This window comes from Caulobacter sp. (assembly GCF_017744445.1).
In the GTDB taxonomy this organism is placed as follows: Bacteria; Pseudomonadota; Alphaproteobacteria; order Caulobacterales; family Caulobacteraceae; genus Caulobacter.
The window spans coordinates 1-21,194 of the sequence record NZ_JAGIBH010000017.1; the positions used below are offsets into that span (position 1 = coordinate 1).

Annotated in this window: 22 protein-coding genes, 4 tRNA genes and 1 pseudogene; 4 read left to right on the forward strand and 23 right to left on the reverse strand. The window is 65.5% G+C overall.

All coding sequences use genetic code 11. From position 1 onward, the window contains the following. The 10 genes and pseudogenes from J7528_RS20660 to J7528_RS20705 form a co-directional block, all read right to left on the reverse strand. Nucleotides 1–530, reverse strand: a pseudogene (locus tag J7528_RS20660) (NADH-quinone oxidoreductase subunit F); the annotation flags it as partial. 3 nt (nucleotides 531–533) lie between these two features. Further along, nucleotides 534–800: a hypothetical protein gene (locus tag J7528_RS20665; protein ID WP_291878393.1), complete on the reverse strand. Its 267-nt coding sequence runs from the start codon at nucleotides 798–800 to the stop codon at nucleotides 534–536. After that, complete coding sequence (locus J7528_RS20670; RefSeq protein WP_291878394.1) at nucleotides 797–1,021, reverse strand: hypothetical protein; 225 nt, start codon at nucleotides 1,019–1,021, stop codon at nucleotides 797–799. The genes J7528_RS20665 and J7528_RS20670 overlap by 4 nt, the downstream gene beginning before the upstream one ends. A 1-nt stretch (nucleotide 1,022) precedes the next feature. Beyond that, nucleotides 1,023–1,712 (reverse strand): NADH-quinone oxidoreductase subunit NuoE, encoded by a 690-nt coding sequence (gene nuoE, locus J7528_RS20675; RefSeq protein WP_291878396.1) that lies wholly within the window; start codon nucleotides 1,710–1,712, stop codon nucleotides 1,023–1,025. Further along, entirely contained in the window at nucleotides 1,709–2,041 is a 333-nt protein-coding gene (locus tag J7528_RS20680) for a nuclear transport factor 2 family protein (RefSeq protein ID WP_291878398.1), read from the reverse strand. Before J7528_RS20680 ends, nuoE begins: the two co-directional genes overlap by 4 nt. Beyond that, entirely contained in the window at nucleotides 2,038–3,288 is a 1,251-nt protein-coding gene (locus tag J7528_RS20685; RefSeq protein ID WP_291878400.1) for an NADH-quinone oxidoreductase subunit D, read from the reverse strand. Before J7528_RS20685 ends, J7528_RS20680 begins: the two co-directional genes overlap by 4 nt. Next, entirely contained in the window at nucleotides 3,288–3,686 is a 399-nt protein-coding gene (locus J7528_RS20690) for a hypothetical protein (protein ID WP_291878402.1), read from the reverse strand. The genes J7528_RS20685 and J7528_RS20690 overlap by 1 nt, the downstream gene beginning before the upstream one ends. Before the next feature lie 20 nt (nucleotides 3,687–3,706). Further along, nucleotides 3,707–4,300, reverse strand: a complete 594-nt coding sequence (locus tag J7528_RS20695) for an NADH-quinone oxidoreductase subunit C (protein WP_291878404.1) — start codon at nucleotides 4,298–4,300, stop codon at nucleotides 3,707–3,709. Next, the gene (locus J7528_RS20700) at nucleotides 4,297–4,893 is read right to left on the reverse strand and encodes an NADH-quinone oxidoreductase subunit B (protein WP_291878406.1); all 597 of its coding nucleotides are present in this window, start codon (nucleotides 4,891–4,893) and stop codon (nucleotides 4,297–4,299) included. The genes J7528_RS20695 and J7528_RS20700 overlap by 4 nt, the downstream gene beginning before the upstream one ends. Then, nucleotides 4,863–5,240 (reverse strand): NADH-quinone oxidoreductase subunit A, encoded by a 378-nt coding sequence (locus J7528_RS20705; RefSeq protein WP_125158569.1) that lies wholly within the window; start codon nucleotides 5,238–5,240, stop codon nucleotides 4,863–4,865. Before J7528_RS20705 ends, J7528_RS20700 begins: the two co-directional genes overlap by 31 nt. Nucleotides 5,241–5,541: 301 nt before the next feature. Here J7528_RS20705 and J7528_RS20710 point away from each other — a divergent pair. The 3 genes from J7528_RS20710 (at nucleotide 5,542) to J7528_RS20720 (ending at nucleotide 6,842) form a co-directional block, all read left to right on the forward strand. Then, a tRNA-Asp gene (locus J7528_RS20710) sits at nucleotides 5,542–5,618 on the forward strand. 71 nt (nucleotides 5,619–5,689) lie between these two features. Then, a tRNA-Asp gene (locus J7528_RS20715) sits at nucleotides 5,690–5,766 on the forward strand. Between the two features lie 29 nt (nucleotides 5,767–5,795). Next, nucleotides 5,796–6,842, forward strand: coding sequence for an LLM class flavin-dependent oxidoreductase (locus J7528_RS20720; RefSeq protein ID WP_291878410.1), 1,047 nt, complete (start codon nucleotides 5,796–5,798; stop codon nucleotides 6,840–6,842). Here the strand turns inward: J7528_RS20720 and J7528_RS20725 are convergent. From J7528_RS20725 to clpX, 7 genes are all read right to left on the reverse strand, one after another. After that, entirely contained in the window at nucleotides 6,839–8,035 is a 1,197-nt protein-coding gene (locus J7528_RS20725; RefSeq protein ID WP_291878574.1) for a glycosyltransferase, read from the reverse strand. The genes J7528_RS20720 and J7528_RS20725 overlap by 4 nt on opposite strands. Nucleotides 8,036–8,115: 80 nt before the next feature. Then, nucleotides 8,116–8,319, reverse strand: coding sequence for a hypothetical protein (locus J7528_RS20730; RefSeq protein WP_291878412.1), 204 nt, complete (start codon nucleotides 8,317–8,319; stop codon nucleotides 8,116–8,118). 1 nt (nucleotide 8,320) lies between these two features. Next, entirely contained in the window at nucleotides 8,321–9,193 is an 873-nt protein-coding gene (locus J7528_RS20735) for an SPFH domain-containing protein (protein WP_291878413.1), read from the reverse strand. Between the two features lie 129 nt (nucleotides 9,194–9,322). Continuing rightward, nucleotides 9,323–9,397 (reverse strand) — tRNA-Val (locus J7528_RS20740). 111 nt (nucleotides 9,398–9,508) lie between these two features. Continuing rightward, entirely contained in the window at nucleotides 9,509–9,787 is a 279-nt protein-coding gene (locus tag J7528_RS20745) for an HU family DNA-binding protein (RefSeq protein ID WP_013079364.1), read from the reverse strand. A 143-nt stretch (nucleotides 9,788–9,930) separates the two neighbouring features. Next, nucleotides 9,931–12,330, reverse strand: coding sequence for an endopeptidase La (lon, locus tag J7528_RS20750; protein ID WP_291878414.1), 2,400 nt, complete (start codon nucleotides 12,328–12,330; stop codon nucleotides 9,931–9,933). 400 nt (nucleotides 12,331–12,730) lie between these two features. Further along, a complete protein-coding gene (clpX, locus tag J7528_RS20755; RefSeq protein WP_291878415.1) occupies nucleotides 12,731–13,993 on the reverse strand; it encodes an ATP-dependent protease ATP-binding subunit ClpX in 1,263 nt (420 codons plus the stop codon). A gap of 337 nt (nucleotides 13,994–14,330) precedes the next feature. Between clpX and J7528_RS20760 the strand changes: the two genes are divergently transcribed. After that, on the forward strand, nucleotides 14,331–15,002 hold the full coding sequence (locus tag J7528_RS20760; protein WP_291878417.1) for an HAD-IB family hydrolase: 672 nt from the start codon (nucleotides 14,331–14,333) through the stop codon (nucleotides 15,000–15,002). 98 nt (nucleotides 15,003–15,100) lie between these two features. Here J7528_RS20760 and J7528_RS20765 read toward each other — a convergent pair whose 3' ends face one another. The 6 genes from J7528_RS20765 to J7528_RS20790 all read right to left on the reverse strand — a co-directional run bounded on the left by J7528_RS20765 (nucleotide 15,101) and on the right by J7528_RS20790 (nucleotide 21,163). Next, nucleotides 15,101–15,742 (reverse strand): ATP-dependent Clp protease proteolytic subunit, encoded by a 642-nt coding sequence (locus J7528_RS20765; RefSeq protein ID WP_291878418.1) that lies wholly within the window; start codon nucleotides 15,740–15,742, stop codon nucleotides 15,101–15,103. 173 nt (nucleotides 15,743–15,915) lie between these two features. Further along, nucleotides 15,916–17,274, reverse strand: coding sequence for a trigger factor (tig, locus tag J7528_RS20770; protein WP_291878577.1), 1,359 nt, complete (start codon nucleotides 17,272–17,274; stop codon nucleotides 15,916–15,918). A gap of 184 nt (nucleotides 17,275–17,458) precedes the next feature. Beyond that, nucleotides 17,459–17,543 (reverse strand) — tRNA-Leu (locus tag J7528_RS20775). Nucleotides 17,544–17,587: 44 nt separating this feature from the next. Further along, complete coding sequence (locus tag J7528_RS20780; protein WP_291878421.1) at nucleotides 17,588–19,039, reverse strand: NAD(P)H-hydrate dehydratase; 1,452 nt, start codon at nucleotides 19,037–19,039, stop codon at nucleotides 17,588–17,590. A gap of 10 nt (nucleotides 19,040–19,049) precedes the next feature. Beyond that, the gene (locus J7528_RS20785; protein ID WP_291878423.1) at nucleotides 19,050–19,619 is read right to left on the reverse strand and encodes a histidine phosphatase family protein; all 570 of its coding nucleotides are present in this window, start codon (nucleotides 19,617–19,619) and stop codon (nucleotides 19,050–19,052) included. A 5-nt stretch (nucleotides 19,620–19,624) separates the two neighbouring features. Then, on the reverse strand, nucleotides 19,625–21,163 hold the full coding sequence (locus J7528_RS20790; protein ID WP_291878424.1) for an acetyl-CoA acetyltransferase: 1,539 nt from the start codon (nucleotides 21,161–21,163) through the stop codon (nucleotides 19,625–19,627). Nucleotides 21,164–21,194 lie beyond the last annotated feature (31 nt).

Genomic DNA, 21,194 nt, shown 5'->3' on the forward strand with positions numbered 1-21,194 from the left:
CCGCAGATATAGGCGCCGGCGCCGTGGTGGACGTAGAGGTCGAAGTCCCAGCCGTGGACGTTGTTCTTGCCCACGAGGTTGGCTTCGTACGCCTGCTTGATCGCCGCTTCCAGGCGCTCGCGCTCGAAGACGTATTCGCCGCGGATGTAGATGTAGCAGGCGTGGGCCAGCATGGCGCGCGAGGCGATCAGACAGCCCTCGATCAGGAGATGCGGGTCATGCCGCATGATCTCCCGGTCCTTGCAGGTGCCCGGTTCAGATTCGTCGGCGTTGACGACCAGGTAGTGAGGACGACCTTCCTTCACTTCCTTGGGCATGAACGACCACTTGAGGCCGGTCGAGAAACCGGCGCCGCCCCGGCCGCGCAGGCCGGAGTTCTTCATGTTGTCGATGATCCAGTCGCGCCCGGCGTCCAGGATGTCCTTGGTGCCATTCCAGCAGCCGCGCTTCTTCGCGCCCTCGAGGCCCCAATCCTGGAGACCGTAGAGGTTCGTGAAGATGCGGTCCTTGTCTTCTAGGATACCGACCATGACTCAGCTTTGCGGATCGAATGGATGGGCGCGCACATAGCGCGTCCGACGAATGATGACATAGGCGAAAAGCAGCCAGCCCGCGCCAATCGTGACGAGACCGGCGACAACCGCCCAGAACGGCGCGCCTTGAACGGTGCGGCCCCAGATCAGGAGCAGCGCGCCGACGAGGCAGGCCACGAAGCCCACGCCGCGTTCACGGCGATGCAGGCCCCGGATGGTGTCGACATAGGCCGCCCGGCGGGTGTTCAGGGCGCTGTCGTCGATCATGACGAAGCCCCTTCCCTCTTGGTCGCGCGCATCCAGCCCAGGATGAACCAGATTTGCGAACCAAGACCCCCGACCAGCGCCAGGAAGAAGACCGGCAGCAGCCAGTCGATCTTCAACGACACCGCGCCAAAGATCGCGACGCCGGCCAGCACGAAGCAGACCGCGGTGATGACGATCATCACGGTCAGGCGCTTCTTCTGGATGACGGCGTCGGCGGTCATGTTAGGCGGTCGGCTCCGGCTTTGCCTTCGTCGCCTTGGGCTTCTCGGGCAGGTTCGGAATCTTGATCTTCTTGGCGTACGAGCCGTCGTACAGCTTCGGATCCGTCAGGGTGTGGATCGCGCCTTTCGGCTCCGACGACACGCGGCCTTCGTAGCTGCCCGGCTTCGGGTCCTTGCCGGCCGCGAAGTCGTCCAGGATCTGGGCCAGGCTCTCCGGCGTCAGATCCTCGTAGTAGTAGTCGTTGATCGCGGCCATCGGGGCGTTGCAGCACGCGCCCAGGCACTCGACCTCTTCCCAGCTGAACTTGCCGTCGGCCGAGACGTGGTTGGCGTCACCGATCTTGTCCTTCAGCACCTGCTTCAGGTCCAGCGCGCCGCGCAGCTGGCACGGCGTGGTGCCGCACAGCTGCACGAAGGCGACCCTGCCGACCGGCTGCAGCTGGAACATCACGTAGAAGGTGGCCACTTCCAGCACGCGGATGACCGGCATCTCGAGCTGCTTGGCGATCTCCTGGATCGCCGGCTCGGAAATCCAGCCTTCCTGCTTCTGGGCCAGCCACAGCATCGGGATCACCGCCGACTGCTTGCGGGCGGCGGGATACTTGGCTTTCCACCAATCGGCCTTGGCCTGGCTGTCCTTCGAGAAGGCGAAGCTGGCGGGCTGTTCCTTGGCGAGACGACGTACGCTCATCGGGCGAAATCCACGCGGACGATCTTGTCGCCCTTGAAGGTGTAGATGGCGGCGACCTGGAACGGCGCATCGCCGTTGCCGCGGTCGACATGCTCGTGGTCGATCACGTTGGACCCGACCACGATGCGGTTCAGCAGCTTCGCGTGGTTCTTGGGGAACTCGGCGAAGGTCTTGGCATAGAAGGCGCGATAGGCGTCGAGGCCCGTGCGCGCCACGTCGCCGTTCAGGCCCGCCACGACGACGTCGTCGGCGAAGTGGGCGCAGTGGGCGTCCAGGTCCTGGGCGTTGTAGGCGTCGAGTTGCGCCTGGGCGATCGCTTCAAGGCTCACCGGTCGACCTCGCCGAACACGATGTCGAGCGAGCCCAGGATGGCCGACACGTCAGCCAGCTGGTGGCCGCGGTTCATCCAGTCCATCGCCGCCAGGTGGGAGAAGCCCGGAGCCTTGATCTTGCAGCGGTACGGCTTGTTGGTGCCGTTGCTGACGACGTAGACGCCGAACTCGCCCTTCGGGGCTTCGACAGCCGCGTAGACCTCGCCTTCCGGCGTCTTGAAGCCCTCGGTATAGAGCTTGAAGTGGTGGATCAGGGCTTCCATCGAGCGCTTCATCTCGGCGCGACGCGGCGGGCTGACCTTGTTGTCCTCGGTCAGCACCGGGCCCTGCACACCACGCAGCATTTCAACCGCTTGCAGGATGATCTTGGTGCTCTCACGCATTTCCTGCATGCGGCACAGATAGCGGTCGTAGCAGTCGCCGTTCTTGCCCAGCGGGATGTCGAACTCGAACTCGTTGTAGTTCTCGTACGGCTGGTTGCGGCGCAGGTCCCAGGCGATGCCCGAACCGCGCACCATCACGCCCGAGAAACCCCAGGCCCAGGCGTCCTCCTTGCTCACCACGCCGATGTCGACGTTGCGCTGCTTGAAGATGCGGTTGTCGGTGATCAGGCCTTCGATGTCGTCGCAGATCTTGGGGAAAGCCTTCGCCCAGGTCTCGATGTCGTCGATCAGTTCGGGGGTCAGATCCTGGTGGACGCCGCCCGGACGGAAATAGTTGGCGTGCAGACGAGCGCCGCAAGCGCGCTCGTAGAAGATCATCAGCTTCTCGCGTTCCTCGAAGCCCCAGAGCGGCGGCGTCAAGGCGCCGACGTCCATGGCCTGGGTCGTCACGTTCAGCAGGTGGTTAAGGATGCGGCCGATCTCGCAGAACAGCACGCGCACGATCTGGCCGCGCTTGGGCACTTCGACGCCCAGCAGCTTCTCGATGGCCAGGCAGAACGCATGCTCCTGGTTCATCGGCGCCACGTAGTCGAGGCGGTCGAAGTACGGGATGTTCTGCAGATAGGTGCGCGCTTCCATCAGCTTCTCGGTGCCGCGATGCAGCAGGCCGATGTGCGGATCGACGCGTTCGACGATTTCGCCGTCCAGCTCCAGCACCAGGCGCAGCACGCCGTGCGCGGCCGGGTGCTGCGGGCCGAAGTTGATGTTGAACTTGCGGACGGGCGTTTCCGGGATCGCCGGAACCGTGGCCTCGTCACGGAAGAAGTCGGTCGCCGCGGCGGGCGAGTTCGTGCCGGTCATCAGTTCTGACCTTCGTTACGCTGCTCGATGCTGAGCGACACAAGCAGTCCTGCGATCAGCAGAACCACGCCCAGCAAGGTGATGATGGTGGTCGCGACGTCCCAGCTCTGGGAAATCGCGGCCTGTGAGAGCGGCAGAGCCAGCAGGACGGAAGCCGCTCCGAGCAGCGCGCTGCGCAGCTCGGCCACTTCCATCCTCCGGATGCTGGCGCCGACGGCCAGCATGATCACCGAAACCATGATCGCGACGCCCAGCGACTTGTTCTGCTCCGGGCTGATCACCGGCGCCTTCGTGAACCACCCCGTCAGCCGCATTCCGATGGTCATCAGGAACGCGGTCGAAAAGGCGACCAGAAAGAACGAGGTGGCGGAACGAAACGTCGGCCGTCGCAAACCCATGAGTGATCATCCCTGGCTCGCTATTGAGCTTTCTCGTCGCCGGGCAGCGCGTACTTGGCGCCTTCCCAGGGCGAGAGGAAATCGAACGCACGGAACTCGGTAATCTTGACGGGTTCGTACACGACGCGCTTGAGCTCGTCGTCATAGCGAACTTCCACATAACCCGTCATGGGGAAGTCCTTCCGCAGCGGATGGCCGTGGAAGCCGTAGTCGGTCAGGATCCGGCGCAGGTCCGGGTGGCCCGAGAAGAAGACGCCGTACATGTCGAACGCCTCGCGCTCGAACCAGTCGGCGACCGGGAACACCGGCGTGGCGCTGGGCACCGGGGTGTCCTCGTCCGTCATCACCTTCAGGCGGATGCGGGTGTTCTTCACCATCGACAGCAGGTGGTAGACCACGTCGAAGCGCGCGGCGCGCTCGGGGTAGTCGACCGCCGTCAGGTCCACCAGCTGGTGGAAACGGGTCGCGGCGTCGTCACGCAGGAAGGTCAGGGTGTCGACGACGCCCTCGGCCTTGGCCACGATCGTCAGTTCGCCGAACGCCACCGAATGGCCCAGCACGCCGGGCGCGCGGGCGACGATGTCCTGGCCCAGGGTTTCGAGATCTTGGCTCATCGCTCGATCGTACCCATGCGACGGATCTTCTTCTGGAGCTGCAGCACGCCGTAGACCAGGGCTTCGGCCGTGGGCGGGCAGCCCGGCACGTAGATGTCGATCGGCACGACGCGGTCGCAACCGCGCACGACGCTGTAGCTGTAATAGTAGTAGCCGCCGCCATTGGCGCAGCTGCCCATCGAGATGACGTAGCGGGGCTCCGGCATCTGGTCGTAGACCTTGCGCAGGGCCGGAGCCATCTTGTTGGTCAGCGTGCCGGCGACGATCATCACGTCCGACTGACGCGGGCTGGCGCGCGGCGCGAAGCCGTAGCGCTCCAGGTCGTAGCGCGGCATGGCCGAGTGCATCATCTCGACGGCGCAGCACGCCAGGCCGAACGTCATCCACATCAGCGAGCCCGTGCGGGCCCAGGTGATCAGGTCGTCGGCGGCGGCCGTAATGAAGCCCTTGTCGGCCAGCTGCTGCGAGACCCCGTCGAAGAACGGGTCGTGCAGCTTGGGGTCATAGCCCTCGACCGTCGAACGGCCGCCCGAAAACGCCGGAACGGTGGTGGCGGGAACGATCACTCCCATTCGAGGGCGCCCTTCTTCCATTCATAGATAAAGCCGACGGTCAGAACGCCGAGGAAGGTCATCATCGACCAGAAGGCGAACTGGGCCACGTCGTGCGGCAGCTTCATCAGCGTGACCGCCCAGGGGAACAGGAACGCCACTTCCAGGTCGAAGATGATGAAGAGGATCGACACCAGATAGAACCGGACGTCGAACTTCATGCGCGCGTCGTCGAAGGCGTTGAAGCCGCATTCGTACGCGGACAGCTTTTCCGGGTCCGGCGCCTTCGGCGCGAGCACGGCGGCCGCGAGGATGAAGACGATGCCGATGGCCGCCGCGATCCCTAGGAAGATCACGATCGGCAGGTACTGGAGAAGGAAGGCGGTCATGACAGCCCTTGGCTTGAATCGAGCGGGTTGTAGCCCACTGTCGCCAACGCTTCAAACACCCGAAGCACATTGAGAAACGATCGCAACTGGACCTGCTTTCCCTAACGCCGGTCTGGGAAAAACAAGGGTCGCGATGATCAGGCCCCACAGCTGTTCCTGGCGACTATCCACACGAATTCGAGGATCGGACAGCAGCCAATTGTCGCTTCTTCGATATGGCCGTTGACACGAGTCTTCGCCCGACATATCAGACGCCCCTCGCCGATCGGCGGGTCGCACTTTCGCCTCGGCGAAGGGATATGCGGATGTAGCTCAGTTGGTTAGAGCGCCGGCCTGTCACGCCGGAGGTCGCGGGTTCGAGCCCCGTCATTCGCGCCACCCTTTCTTGAAGGAGTGGAAAAGCACCCTCCCCTCGGTCTACGGACGACCGTCGCGCCCTGGCGCACGACGCGGATGTAGCTCAGTTGGTTAGAGCGCCGGCCTGTCACGCCGGAGGTCGCGGGTTCGAGCCCCGTCATTCGCGCCACCGTCCAGTGGTTTCTCCTAAAATCGAGAATGGTTTCGGCAACGACTTGTGTTGCTGAGCGTGCACGCCATGTAGCGGACATGACCCGTTCCGCTTACCCGCAGTTCTCCGTCCTGGATCTGGCGCCCGTTCCGCAAGGCACGCCCGTCGGCCAGGCGCTCAACAACAGCCTCGACCTGGCGCGCCACGCCGAATCTCTCGGCTTCCACCGCTACTGGCTGGCCGAGCATCACAACATGCCGGGAATCGCGTCAGCCGCGACCGCCGTCGTGATCGGCCACGTCGCTGGCGGAACGAAGACGATTCGGGTCGGCTCGGGCGGCGTCATGCTGCCTAACCACGCCCCGCTGATGGTCGCCGAGCAGTTCGGCACCCTGGCCGCGCTCTATCCGGGCCGCATCGACCTGGGCCTGGGCCGCGCGCCGGGCACCGACCAGGCCACCATGCGGGCGCTGCGCCGCTATGCCGGGGCCGTTGATTCGTTCGCCCAGGACGTCGTCGAGCTGCAACACTGGTTCAAACCGGCCGAGTTCGACCAGAGCGTCCGCGCCGTACCGGGCGAAGGCCAGGACGTGCCGATCTGGCTGCTGGGCTCTTCGACCTGGGGCGCGCAGCTGGCCGCGGCCCTGGGCCTGCCATTCGCCTTCGCGGCGCACTTCGCGCCCGACTCGCTGCTGGACGCCCTCCTCCTCTATCGCCGGCACTTCAAGCCGTCGGAGGTCTTGGACAAGCCCTACGCCATGGTCTGTATCGGGGTCTGCGCCGCGGACACGGACGCCGAAGCGACGCGCCTGGCGACCTCGACCCAGCAGCAGTTCCTGGCCCTGCGCCGCGGCCGCCCTGGCCTGCTGCCGCCGCCCGTCGACGATATCCGCGAGCACGCCTCGCCAGCCGAGCTGGCGGGCCTGGACCACACCTTCCAGTACTCGGCGATCGGTTCGCCCGAGACCGTGAAGCGCAAGATCGACCAGGTGTTGAAGCTGACCGAGGCCGACGAGCTGATGTTCGCCTCTCAGATCTACGATCACGCCGCGCGCAAGCGCAGCTACGAGATCCTGGCCTCGCTCAAGGCCTAGTGATCGCGCAACGGGACCCGGCCGCCAAACGCTTGGCGGCCGGTCAGCTCACCGTAAATGCCGCATAGCTGGCGGAACACCGCGTCCCAGCCATGCCGCTCGACCGCACGACGACGAGCGGCCGCGCCGATGGCGGCGATATCGCGGGCGAACAGCGTCTCGATCGCCTCGGCGAACGCGGCCGGCTCGGAGGCGACGGCCAGTTGCCCTACCTCTTCATCCACAGATTCGGCTACGCCGCCGGCGGCGACGCCGACCACGGGCAGGCCACAGGCCATGGCCTCCAGCACGATCAGGCCGAACGGCTCATTGTCATTGGCGTGGACGAAGGCGTCACAGCTGGCCAGCACGCCAGCCAGAGCAGCGGGATCGCGGACATAGTCCAGGCACAGGGCGCGATCGCTGACCGGCGCGCCGCCGCCGGCCCCAACGAACAGCAGCTTGTACGGCGCGCCTAGGCGCTCGACCGCGCTGACCAGCACATCCAGCTTCTTCTCGCGCGCCGGACGGCCGGCGAAGACCAGCAAGCGCTCGTCAGGCGCGACGCCCAAGCGGCGGCGTAGAGCGTCACGATCGGCGCGGGCGGGATGGAAGAGTTCCGTGTCGACGCCCAGCGGCAGGCCGATGGCATTGTGAACGCCCGCCTCGATCAGACGACCGGCGATGAAGCGGCTGGGCGCCACGGCCTGGTCGAACTGGCGATAGATCGCCGCCCAGCGCTTCTGGACGGGCTTCTCGGCCCACTCGCCGATATGCAGCGCCGCCAGCTTGCCCAGATCGGTGTGGCAGAAGCCAACGACGGGAATGCCCAGGGCGTCCCCTGCCCTCAGCGCCGCCAGGCCGGGGGTATAGGGATCGCCGGCTTCGATGATGTCGGGGCGCTGGCGGATCAGGCGGTCCATCCAGGCGGCCTTGACCATCGGCCAGCGATAGCCCGCGCCGAATGGCAGCGGCGCGGCATAGATCGAGACGCGCCCCTGGCCGTCATAGGAATCGCGCGCGCCCGGCACGACCAGCGTATGGCGGACATCTTGACGATTGGCCGCCAGCCAAGCGCGCTTGGACGCCAGGTACCGACGCACCCCGCCGCTGCGTGGGGCATAGAGCATCGTCGTATCGACGAGACGAACCGGGCCGTCAGTCGGCGGAGCGATTTGGGGCTGAGAACCACGCAGGCCGGCGGGCCGAGTCAGGGTCGTGTCCGTCACGCCGATTCCTCATCGCTACTCCAGGCCCCCCATTCGGCCCTGGAACGATAAAGCTTTTGCGACACTCACAGTTCCTCGCCGTTCCCGGACGATTTCAGAGTGACGCCGCGACGCTTCAGGGCCTCGCGCAGCAATACCTCTACCTGAGCATTCACGCTGCGCAACTCCGCGTCGGCCAGTCGTTCGACAGCGGCCAGCACCTCGGGGCGGACGCGCATCAAGAACGCGCGCCGCCCGCCCTTGGCTCCCTTTTCAGAATCCTCGGCCACGTCAGCCGTACAGCGTGCCGGTGTTGACCACGGGCTGGGCTTCGCGGTCGGCGCACAGCACCACCAGGAGGTTCGAGACCATCGAGGCGCGACGTTCGTCGTCCAGGGTGACGACACCGCGCTCGCTAAGCTGGCTGAGCGCGCTCTCGACCATGTCCACAGCGCCGGCCACGATCGTGCGGCGCGCGGCCAGCACGGCCTCGGCCTGCTGACGCTTGAGCATCGAACCGGCGATCTCGGGAGCGTAGGCCAGGTGCATCAGGTGCGCTTCGTCGATGGCCACGCCGGCGACGTTGCAGCGCTGCTGCAAGTCCTTCTGCAGGCGATCGCCCACCTCCTCGGCGTGGGCGCGCAGCGTCGGCTCGCCCTCCTCCGCGTGGTCATAGGCATAGTGCGAGGCGACCTCGCGCAGGCCCGTCTCGATCTGGATGTTCACGAAGGCGGCGTAGTCGTCGACGTCGAACAGGGCCTGGGCTGAGTCCTGGACCCGCCAGACGATGTTGGCGGCGATCTCGATCGGGTTGCCGCGCTTGTCGTTGACCTTCAGCGTCTCGCTGGTGACGTTGCGCACTCGAAGGCTGATCTTCTTGCGGCCATACCAGAACAGGATCCAGCGCAGGCCCGTCTTGCGGTCGGTGCCGACATACGAGCCGAACAGGTTGATGGCGTAGGCCTCGTTCGGCTGCAGCGAATAGAAGCCGGCCGACACCAGCAGGAACAGCAGGACCAGGCCGACGCCGATCGCCGGCAGCTCCTGCGTAAAGGCAAAGATCCCTCCGCCCAGCAGGAAGGGCAGCGCCAGCAGCGGCAGGCCGCCACCCATGCCCCCATGCGGGCGCTCGGTCGTGCGATTGATGGTGCGGGTCTCGGACATGACGCTCCTCCAGCGGTGCGATCAAAGTGATATCACTTTGATCAACGTTACGCAGATTAAAACGGCGTCATGCGACCGCCTCCCCGCGCTAGACAGCGCGAGGTTGGAAATGGATTGATGCTGGAAGGATGGTGGGCAGTGAGGGGATCGAACCCCCGACCCTCTCGGTGTAAACGAGACGCTCTACCGCTGAGCTAACTGCCCTCTTGGGAGCGCGCTTCTAGCCGCACCCGCGCGCCGCGCAAAGCGCAAAACGAAAAGGCGGAACGTCAGCCCCCCAGGATGACGCTCCGCCTCTTGTAAGCGGAAACTGGTTTAGCCGTTCAGCGAGGACTTCAAGCCTTCGCCGACCTGGAAGCGCGCGGTCTTGGATGCGGGACGGTTGACCGTCTCGCCGGTGCGCGGGTTGCGGGCGGTGCCTGCGGCGCGGGTCACGGCCTTGAAGGTGCCGAAACCGACCAGGCGAACGTCCTGACCCGATTTCAACGAGTCGGTGACGGCGTCGATGAAGGCTTCCAGCGCGTCCTTGGCCTGGTTCTTGTTGATGCCCGCCTTCTCGGCGATCGCCGTAACGAGTTCGGCTTTTGTGGTCATGTTTTTCTCCCAGCCTGAGCAGCGCCGCTTATTCCTTACGGCGCTTGGCTCAGAGGGGGATTATGGCGGTAGAAAATGCCCCGTCAAACGCGAGCGGCGCGGGAAACTCCCGCGCCGCCTAAGTTATCAACGATTAGTTGCGTTTAGTGGGTCAGAACGGCGTCCCCGTCGGGGTCGTCCTTCTTCGCACCCGCAGCAATCGGCTCGTCAGCCTCGTTCCATTCGACCGGGGTCAAGGGGCCGGTGAGGCCGTGCTTGAGCACCTCGTCCATGGTCGAGACCGGGATGATTTCCAGCCCGTCCTTGACGCTCTGGGGCACATCCGCGAGGTCCTTCTCGTTCTCCTGCGGGATCAGCACGGTCTTCACGCCAGAGCGCAGAGCCGCCAGCAGCTTTTCCTTCAGGCCGCCGATGGCGGTGACCCGGCCGCGCAGGGTGATCTCGCCGGTCATCGCGATATCCTTGCGGATCGGGATGCCGGTCAGGACCGAGACGATGGCCAGGCCCATGGCCGCGCCGGCGGACGGACCGTCCTTGGGCGTGGCGCCGTCCGGCACGTGGATGTGGACGTCGGTCTTTTCGAAGATCGGCGGCTTGATGCCGAACTGCACCGAGCGCGAGCGGACGTAGCTGTTGGCCGCCGCGATCGACTCCTTCATCACGTCCTTGAGGTTGCCGGTGATCTGCATGCGACCCTTGCCCGGCATCTTCACGGCTTCGATGGTCAGGATGTCGCCGCCGAACTCCGTCCAGGCCAGACCGGTGACGATGCCGACCTGGTCGACTTCGTCGGTCTCGCCGTAGCGATACTTCTTCACACCGGCGTACTTGGCCAGGCGCTCGTCGTCGATGGTGATCGTGGCCAGCTTTTCGCGAGCCAGATCACGCACCGTCTTGCGCGCCAGGGCGCCCAGTTCCCGCTCCAGCGACCGCACGCCGGCTTCCCGGGTGTAGTAGCGGATCAGGTCGCGGATCGCCTTGTCCGGAACAACGAACTCGGCCGCCTTCAGGCCGTGATCCTTGGCCAGCTTGGGCAGGATGTGCCGCTTGGCGATCTCCAGCTTCTCATCCTCGGTATAGCCGGGGATGCGAATGATCTCCATGCGGTCCAGCAGCGGCTGGGGCATGTTCAGGCTGTTGGCCGTCGTGACGAACATCACCTGCGACAGGTCGTAGTCGACCTCCAGATAGTGGTCGCCGAAGGTCGAGTTCTGCGACGGATCAAGCACTTCCAGCAGCGCCGAGGCTGGATCGCCGCGGTAGTCGCTGCCCATCTTGTCGATCTCGTCCAGCAGGACGAAGGCGTTCGTCGTCTTGGCCTTTTTCATCGACTGGATGACCTTGCCGGGCATCGAGCCGATGTAGGTGCGGCGGTGACCGCGGATCTCGGCCTCGTCACGCACGCCGCCGAGGCTCATGCGCACGAATTCGCGACCGGTGGCCTTGGCCAGCGACTTGCCCAGCGAGGTCTTGCCGACGCCGGGAGGACCGACCAGGCACAGGATCGGGCCCTTCAGCGAGTTGGTCCGGGCCTGGACGGCCAGGTACTCGAGGATCCGCTCCTTGACCTTTTCCAGGCCGTAGTGATCGGCGTCGAGGATTTCCTCGGCTTCCGGCAGGTCGATCTTCTTGGTCTTGGCCTTGCCCCACGGGATCGACAGCAGCCAGTCCAGATAGTTCCGGACGACGGTGCTCTCGGCCGACATCGGGCTCATGTTGCGCAGCTTCTTCAGCTCGCTCTCGGCCTTGGTGCGGGCTTCCTTGGAAAGCTTGGTCTTCTTGATGCGCTTTTCGAGATCGATCAGCTCGTCGCGCGAGTCATCCGGGTCGCCCAGCTCGCGCTGGATCGCCTTCATCTGTTCGTTCAGATAGTACTCGCGCTGGGTCTTCTCCATCTGGCGCTTCACGCGCGAGCGGATCTTCTTCTCGACCTGCAGCACCGAGATCTCACCCTCCATCAGGGCGAAGACCTTCTCCAGGCGCTTCACGACGTCGAAGATTTCCAGCAGGTGCTGCTTGTCGCCGATCTTCACCGACAGGTGGGCGGCGATGCTGTCGGCCAGCTTACCCGGCTCGGCGATCTGCGGGATCGACGCCAGGGCCTCCGGCGGCACCTTCTTGTTCAGCTTCACATAGTTTTCGAATTGCTCGACGACCGCGCGCGACAGGGCTTCGGCCTCAGGGCCGGCGCCTTCGTCTTCGCTGACTTCGCCGATCTGGGCCTCGTAGAAGGATTCCTGATCGGTGAACTTCACGACCGCGGCGCGGCCCTTGCCCTCGACCAGCACCTTCACGGTGCCGTCGGGCAGCTTCAGCAGTTGCAGGACGGTGGCCAGAACGCCGACATCGAAGATGTCACCCGGCGCCGGATCATCATCCGCCGAGTTCTTCTGGGTGACGAGCAGGATCTGCTTGTCGCCGCGCATCACTTCCTCAAGGGCGCGCACGGATTTGTCGCGGCCCACGAAGAGCGGCACCACCATGTGCGGGAACACAACGATATCCCGCAGCGGCAAGACAGGAAGCGTACGTAGTTCGGACATGTGCTCAATACTCCCGGCCTTCAGCGCCCCTAGACGCCTTGGCCCTGCGGGCCGCCGTAACATCAGACGATGCGCCTGAGTCGAACGACCCGTCCGCCCGTGACTGGGCGAATGGTCGTTATTTATGTGGACGTTTTACAACAGGGTTCAAGCTCACTCGCCTCACAGCGGCGACAGGTCGCGCGTGACCGGCGAAGCTGAAGTGAATATGCCCCGCAAAGCCGCATAGCGGGCAAGTTCGCCTAAACACTGTCAGGAAAACGACTTTCGCTCGCCCAAGCTTTTCGTGGCGCGAATGCCTCACCGGTCGTCCAACAGATTTACGACACCGGTTTATCCACGAAAAAGGCGCGCCTTCCTGTGGAAGACGCGCCCTGATTTTCGCGGCGAAGCTTGGCGATTAGGCCGAAGCCGCCCCGCCCTTCTTCTCGGCGTAGATCAGCAGCGGCTGAGCCCGGCCTTCGACGACCTCGGCATTGACCACCACTTCCTCGACGCCCTCGTAGTTGGGCAGCTCGAACATGGTCTCCAGCAGGATGCCTTCCATGATCGACCGCAGGCCGCGCGCGCCGGTCTTGCGGGCGATGGCCTTCTTGGCGACCTGGTGCAAGGCGTCGTCGGTGAAGGTCAGGCCGATGTTCTCCATCTCGAACAGGCGCTGGTACTGCTTGACGAAGGCGTTCTTCGGCTCGGTCAGGATCTTGACCAGGGCGGTCTCGTCGAGATCCTCCAGGGTCGCGACCACCGGCAGACGGCCGATGAATTCCGGGATCAGGCCGAAGCGCTGCAGGTCGTCAGGCTCGACGTTCCGCAGGATCTCGCCCGTGCGGCGCTCTTCCGGATCGGTCACTTTCGCGCCGAAGCCGATCGACTTGGCCGCGCCGCGCGCCGAGATGATCTTCTCGAGGCCGGCGAACGCGCCGCCGCAAATGAACAGGATGTTCGTCGTGTCGACCTGCAGGAACTCCTGCTGCGGATGCTTGCGCCCGCCCTGCGGCGGCACGGAGGCGACAGTGCCTTCCATGATCTTCAGCAGGGCCTGCTGCACGCCTTCACCCGACACGTCGCGGGTGATCGACGGGTTGTCCGACTTGCGGCTGATCTTGTCGATTTCGTCGATGTACACGATGCCGCGTTGAGCGCGCTCGACATTGTAGTCGGCGGCCTGCAGCAGCTTCAGCACAATGTTTTCGACGTCTTCACCGACGTAACCGGCTTCGGTCAGCGTCGTGGCGTCGGCCATCGTGAACGGCACGTCGATGATTCGGGCCAGCGTCTGGGCCAGCAGCGTCTTACCCGTACCGGTCGGACCGACCAGCAAGATGTTCGACTTGGCCAGTTCGACGTCGTTGTTCTTCGAAGCGTGGTTCAGGCGCTTGTAGTGGTTGTGCACCGCCACAGCGAGGACCTTCTTGGCGTGACCTTGACCGATCACGTAATCGTCCAGGACCTCGCAAATCTCGCGCGGCGTCGGGACGCCGTCCTTGGACTTCACGAAGGCGATCTTGTGCTCTTCGCGGATGATATCCATGCACAGTTCGACGCATTCATCACAAATGAACACCGTCGGCCCGGCGATGAGCTTGCGCACCTCGTGCTGGCTCTTTCCGCAGAAAGAACAATACAGAGTGCTCTTGGTGTCGCCGCTCGCGGCTTTCGTCATGATCGCTTCTCACACTATGGCGACTTACGGCTTTACGCCGCGACGCCCCTCCGAGCGCACACACCGCCACCGAAGCAGACAGGATATACGCCGGGAGTTGTCTAATCCTTGACATTCCCCGATCCGGGCTCGGTTCACAAGCCTTGCCGGCGCCTTTCCTCGCCTCAAACGCTCAGTGGGCCGGATCGTGTCATGACCTCGTCATCTAATTTGGGCGATTGGCGCGCCGACGCAAGCGCCGAGCGACTAAGCCCTTACCGCCGTCCCAGGAACCCCTTATTACGAGAACCGGAATCGTAGAGGTCGAGCGCGGGAAACGCGCTCCTTGGGAAGGTCGATGGCGAAGCGTTCGTTGATGTCGAAGGGTTTGAGCGCGTCGCGTCCGATGACCGGCGATCTGGGCGATGAGCCCGCGCTCGTCGCTTTCGACTTCGACGGCACCCTGACCGTCAAGGACAGCTTCAACGCCTTCCTGAAGTGGCGCGCCGGCCGCAAATGGACGCGCGGCGTCATCCGCCTGACCCCGTCGCTGATCGGCTACGTGTTCGACCGGAACCGCGCGAAACTCAAGGCCGCCGCGGTTCGCGAGTTCATGAAGGGCGCCACGGTCGAGCAGATCGAGAACGACGCCCGGGCCTTCGCCCAGGCCTTTGCGCCGTCCCTGCTGCGCCCCGACGCCCTGGCCGTCTGGCGCTCGTGGCGGGCCAAGGGGGCCAAGCTGGTGATCGTCACCGCCTCCCCCGAAATCACCGTCGCCCCCTTCGCCCGGGGCCTGGGCGCCGACATGCTGATCGGCACGCGCCTGATGACCAATGACGACGGCCGCATCCTGGGCGGCCTCGATGGGAACAACTGCCGGGCCAAGGAAAAGGTCATCCGGCTGCGCGAGGTCTTTGGCCCCGACGTGCACCTGACAGCGGCCTATGGCGACACCTCGGGCGACACCGAGATGCTCGCGATCGCAGACGAGAAGGGCTACCGCGTGTTCCGGGGCAAGCCCGCAACCTGAGCGGATTTGCCGCAGGTTTCCGAGCATAGAAAAAGCCGCCGATCGCGAAGATCGGCGGCTTTCTCGTTTCAGTGAAGCTTACTGGGAAGCTTCGCGCCTTATTCGGCGCCGGCCTCGGCCGCTTCACGCGAGTCGTACACGTGGTCGACCAGGCCCCAGGCCTTGGCTTCTTCCGAGCTCATGAAGTGGTCGCGGTCCAGGGTGCGCTCGACCTCTTCATAGGTGCGGCCGCAATGCTTGACGTAGATTTCGTTCAGGCGGCGCTTGGTCTTGATGATGTCCTCGGCGTGACGCTCGATGTCCGAGGCCTGGCCGCGGAAGCCGCCCGACGGCTGGTGCACCATGATGCGGGCGTTCGGCAGCGCGATGCGCTGGCCGGCGGCGCCGGCGGCGAGCAGCAGGCTGCCCATCGAGGCGGCCATGCCCATGCACACCGTCGAGACCGGGCTCTTGATGTATTGCATGGTGTCGTAGATCGCGAGACCGGCCGTCACCACGCCACCCGGCGAGTTGATGTACATGGCGATCTCTTTCTTGGGGTTCTCCGACTCCAGGAACAGCAGCTGGGCGCAGATCAGACTGGCCATGCCGTCCTCGACCGGACCGGTCAGGAAGATGATCCGTTCCTTCAGCAGGCGCGAGAAGATGTCGAAGGCGCGTTCGCCGCGGCTGGTCTGCTCGACCACCATCGGAACCAGGTTCATGGCCGTCGCCATCGGATCGTACATCATCGGGATCACCCTTCGTCGTGTGTGCTGGGCAAGCGCGGAAAACGAATCAGCCCCCGCGCGCCGTCGCTACCGCATATCGCGTGGCGCTTAACAGGTTGCAAGGAGCCGGCGCTTTCGTGGCGGCATGAAAAAAGGCGCGGACCTTGCGGACCGCGCCTCGTTTCTCTTGCCTTCGGCTGGCCTTAGCCGCCGTAGCCTTCCGGCAGGTCGTCTTCTTCCAGGAGCTCGTCCTTGGAGACTTCCTTTTCTTCGATCTTGGCCTTGCCGAAGATCAGGTCGACGACCTTGTCTTCGTAGATCGGGGCGCGCAGGGCGGCCTGCAGGTCGGCGCGCTGGCGGTACATGTCGAACACTTGCTGGGCCTGAGCGCCGTACTGGCGGGCTTCGCGCATGATCGCGTCGGTCAGTTCCTGGTCGGTGACGACGACGTCGTTCTTGCGGCCGATTTCGGCGAGCACCAGACCCAGGCGCACGCGGCGCTCGGCGATCTTCTTGTACTCGTCCTTCAGCTGGTCTTCCGACTTCTCGGCGTCTTCCGGCGGCAGGCCGCCACGGGCCTTGTCGGCCTCGACCTGTTGCCAGATGCCGGCGAACTCGGCGTCGACCATGCGCGGCGGCAGGGCGAAGTCGTGCTTGGTGTCCAGGACGTCCAGCAGAGCGCGCTTCAGCTTGAAGCGCGAGCTGTTTTCGTAGCGGCTGCCCAGGTTCGACTTCAGCAACTCGGTCAGGGCGGCCAGGTCCGACAGGCCCAGGCGCTTGGCCAGCTCGTCGTCGGCCTTGCCGTCGACCGGGGCGCGGACTTCGGTCACCTTGGTGGCGAACTCGGCGTCCTTACCGGCCAGTTCCTTGGCTTGGTATTCTTCCGGGAATTTCACCTTCACGACGATTTCGTCGCCCGGCTTGGCGCCGACCAGTTGGTCTTCGAAGCCCGGGATGAATTGGCCCGAACCCAGGACCAGCTCAGCGCCTTCGGCCTTGCCGCCGGCGAATTCAACGCCGTCGATCGTGCCGACGAAGTCGATCAGCAGTTGGTCGCCGTCCTTGGCCTTCACGGTCTTGCCCGTGCGCGGCTCATAGGTGCGGGCTTGCTTGGCCAGTTCGTCGAGGGCCTCTTGGACTTCCTCGTCGCCGACCTTGTAGACCGGCTTGACCAGCTCGATCGACGCCGGGTCGATCGGTTCGAATTCCGGCATCACTTCGACGGCCAGGTCGAAGACCAGGTCTTCGCCGCCGTTGATGACCTTGTCCATGTCCGACGTCGGGTTCAGCTCGGGCTGACCGGCCGGACGCAGCTTGTTGTCTTCCAGGACCTTCGAGGTCGTCTCGTTCAGGGCCTGCTCGATGACTTCGCCCATCAGGCCCTTGCCGTACAGGCGACGAACGTGGGCCGTCGGCACCTTGCCGGGACGGAAACCCTTCACGTTCATCTGCGGCGCGACTTCGGCGATGCGCGCTTCCAGGCGCGTGGCCAGTTCACTTGCGGGCACCGTGACGCCAAAAACGCGGCTGAGGCCTTCGCCCGACTTTTCAACGATCTGCATCGACATTCTTATTTCTCGGGCCCGAGACGCCGCGCGCTCGAACTCCGCCCTGGGGGTCCAAAAGATCGACGCCGCCCGCGAGGCCGGGGCGGCGAAAGAGCGCCCTTATGTCACGACGTGCGCGAGCATCCAAGAGCGCGATAAGTAAAACTCGTGACAGCGTTTGAAGCCGTCACGAGCGATCTGGTGCGGATGAGAGGACTCGAACCTCCACGCCTCTCGGCGCTAGAACCTAAATCTAGTGCGTCTACCAGTTTCGCCACATCCGCGTGCGAGGGGGATTACGGACTTAAACCTTGCCGCGCAAGTCCGGTCAGCGTCGAGCGTACAGGTCGGCCAGCACGGCGGGCGCCAAGCCCGGCAGGTCTTCGGCGGTCAGGCCCGGTCCATGACGGGCGCCGCATTCGGCGTGGATCCAGGCCCCGGCGCAGGCGGCCTCGAAGCTTTCCATGCCCTGCGCGATAAGGCCGCCAATGAAGCCGGCCAGCACGTCGCCCGAGCCGGCAGTGGCCAACCAAGGCGTTCCGTTCAACGACACAGCGGCCCGGCCGTCCGGCGCTGCGACCACGGTGTCGGGGCCCTTCAGCAGCACCACGGCCCCTGCCCGCTTCGCCGCCTCGCGCGTCGCCGCGATCCGCTCGGGCGTCCTGGCCAGCAGGCCTGGGAAGATTCGCTCGAACTCGCCGGGATGCGGGGTCAGGACGTCGTCGCGGTCCAGACAGGCGAACAGGCTTTCGACGTCGTGCCGGAAGCTGGTCAGCGCGTCGGCGTCGACGACCAAGGCCGCGCCGGTCTGGGCCAGGGCCTGCAGGTTCAGCGCGGTCGCCTCGCCCACTCCGGCTGCTGGACCGATGATCACCGCGTCGGCCTCCTCGGCGGCGACGGCCAGGTCGGCTTCGGCCCCGAACGGGGCCAGCATGATCGCTTCCAGGTGGGCGGCGTTGACCGCCAGGGCCCCCGGCGGCGACAGCACGGTCACCGCGCCAGCGCCGATCCGCAGCGCCCCGCGCGCTGCCAACCTAGCCGCACCGGTGTTCCACATCTCGCCGCTGACCACCTTCAGCCGGCCGCGCGTGTGCTTGTGAGCGTCCAGCGCCGGCCAGGGAAAGCGCTTGCCCCACAGGTCGGGGTCGTTCTCGAACAGGTCCGCGCCTTCGGCGGCCCACAGGCCGATGTCGGCGACGACGATCTCGCCACAGGCCTTGCGCCCCTCGACCAGCACGTGGGCGCGCTTGCGGCGGTGGAAGGTGACGGTCAGGTCGGCGCGGAAGGCGACATCGCCCAGCGGCCGGCCGGTGTCGCCATGCAGGCCCGACGGCGTGTCGACCGCGACAAGGCTCAGCGGCTGCTCGGCGGCAAGACGCGCCAACCTGGCGACGTCGCCCTCCAGCGGCCGCGACAGGCCCGCTCCGAACAGTGCGTCTATATAGAGCGTGCCGGCCGACAGCTCCGTCGACAGCGGCCGGACCTCGCCCTTCCAGCGCGACGCGGCCCAACGGCAGGCGTCGGTGGACGGCGGATAGGCGGCCTCGACCACGACCTGCCAGCCACGTCGGCGCAGGTGACGGGCGGCGACATAGCCGTCACCGCCATTGTCGCCCGGCCCGCACCAGATCACCACCGGACGATGGGCGTAGCGCTCCCGGATGGCCTGGGCCACGGCCTCGCCGGCCCGCTCCATCAGGACCGGCGTCGGCGTGCCGCGCTCGACGGCGGCGCGATCGGCCGCGGCCATCTGGGCGACCGTCAGAATCTCTCGCGCCACGCCTACTCCTTCACAAGACTTGGCTCTGAGCTTCGCGCCCTTTCTCGGCCAGGATCAAGCGGTCGCCGTCGATCTTGAACACCGTGCGCGAGCAATGGTCGGGCCGGAAGGCCATGACCTCGCCCAGCCCCATCGCTACGCCGACGGCCGCGTTGAGGGCGACGAAGTGGCTGAACACCGCCGCGCCAGTATGTTCGCGCAGAGCGCCGGCCACGCTTTGCGTCCAGCCGACATAGTCCAGATCGCCCTCGATCTGGTCCCAGCGCCCGCCAAACGCCTGACGCAGCCAGGCCGGCCGCTCCTCATGGCTCAGCGCCGCCGGGGTCGGGATCTCGCCGACCCGCGGGTCGATGACGATCTCCACGCCCAGGGCGTCGGCCAGCGGTTCGGCCGTCTCGCGACAACGGCGCAGCGGCGAGGACACCACCCGTGTCGGTCGCTGATCCTTCGGCAGGGCCAGGATCTCCTTGGCGACGGCCAGGGCCTGCAGCAGGCCCGTGCCGTCCAGGCCCGGATCTTGGTCGTCTCCGCCCCAAGTCGACGCTGGTTTTCCGTGGCGGATGACGTGCACTTTATTCATGGCGCTCAGTCCGGGACGAAGAGGTTGCGCACGCCGTCCGGATGCGGACCGACCACGCCGGTGCGGCCGACGCCTTCACGGCCCTCCAGGTCACGTAGCACCTCCGGGTCGTCCGGCGTCTGGGCGACGAAGCGGCGGCCTTGGGCGTCTCGACCGATGACGATGCCCATCCGCAGGCCTTCGCGACCATGGACGACGGTGTAGGTCTCGATCGTCGCAGCCCCCTCCGGCTTCTCGACGATCTCGGGATGCGGCAGGGCGTCGATGCGGGCTTGCAGCACCGAAGGCGCCTCCCGCTCCCATTTCCCCTCGAAGGGCCGGGTCGAATAGATGCCGACCGACTGCTTGGTCAGGAACCAGCCGTTGGCGGTCGACAGGCCCCAGGCGCCGGGCCGCTCGCGCAGCTTGGCCACCATCTCGGCGATGGCGTGCAGGGCGTAGTTGTTCCCGGGCCCGCCGAAGTAAGGCAGGCCGCCGGTGATGGTCAGGCCGCGCGGATCGTCCAGGGCCAGGCCGATCTCCTCGGCCCCGATCCGCACCGCCGAGGGAAAGCAGGAATAGAGGTCGATGATGTCCAGGTCCTCGACGCTGATCCCCGCCATCTCCAGCGCCCGCTCGCCGGTCAGGCGCATGGCGGGACTGGAGTGATAGTCCTGCCGTTCCAGCGGATACCAGAGGTCCGAGGCGTCGGCGCAGCCGTGCAGGAAGACCCACTTGTCCTCCGGCACGCCCAGCTCCCGCGCCTTGCCGACGCTGGCGATCAGGACCGCAGCGGACTGGTCCACCTCCATGATGGCGTTCAGGTACTTCGGGTACGGATAGCCGACCATCCGATTGCGTTCGGTCACGGTCACGAGTTCCTCCGCCGAACGCTCGACCGGGAACCAGGCATACGGATTGGCGGCGGCGACCTTGGTTAAGGGCGCGAAGAATTCGCCCAGCTGCTTCTGGTGGTCCGCCAGCGACCGCCCGTCCCGCGCCCGCAGCGCGTTCTCGAACAAGGGATAGGTATTCACCGGATAGCCCAGGCCGTGCGCCCCCTCCTGCTTGGTGACACCCGGACGCGGGTCGCCGATCCGCTGCGGCGTGCTGGTGATGTCGTCGCCCCAGCCGTCGAAGCCCAGGCCGCCCTTCATCCGCTTCATCAGCGAACCCAGGAACTCGGCGCCCGTCACCAGGGCCAGCTGCGACTCGCCCCTGGCGATCCGTTCGCAGACGACATTGACCGCCTGCTGGGGACTGTTGCCGCCGGTCTCGGTGTAGACGCTCCACGCCGGCGAGGCCGACAGCGCCCTGGCCAGCGAGGCCGGCGGATCCGCCAGGCGCGGCAAAGGCAGCTTCGACAACCCTCCTGGCGCGTCGATACTGAATGCAACGACCGCCAAAGCGTCCAGATCGGCAAGAACCGACCCCGTCAGGCCAGCGCCGAGCGAGGCTCTTTCCGCCGCAGTTTTCAGCAATTCCAGCGGAGATGGTGAATTTCCAGCCTCGCCGCGATACGTGAATTGGCCCGCCCCGATCAAAACCGGCGTGTCGTCGCGCATTTCCACCCCCGTTCAAACGGTCGTTTGCCGC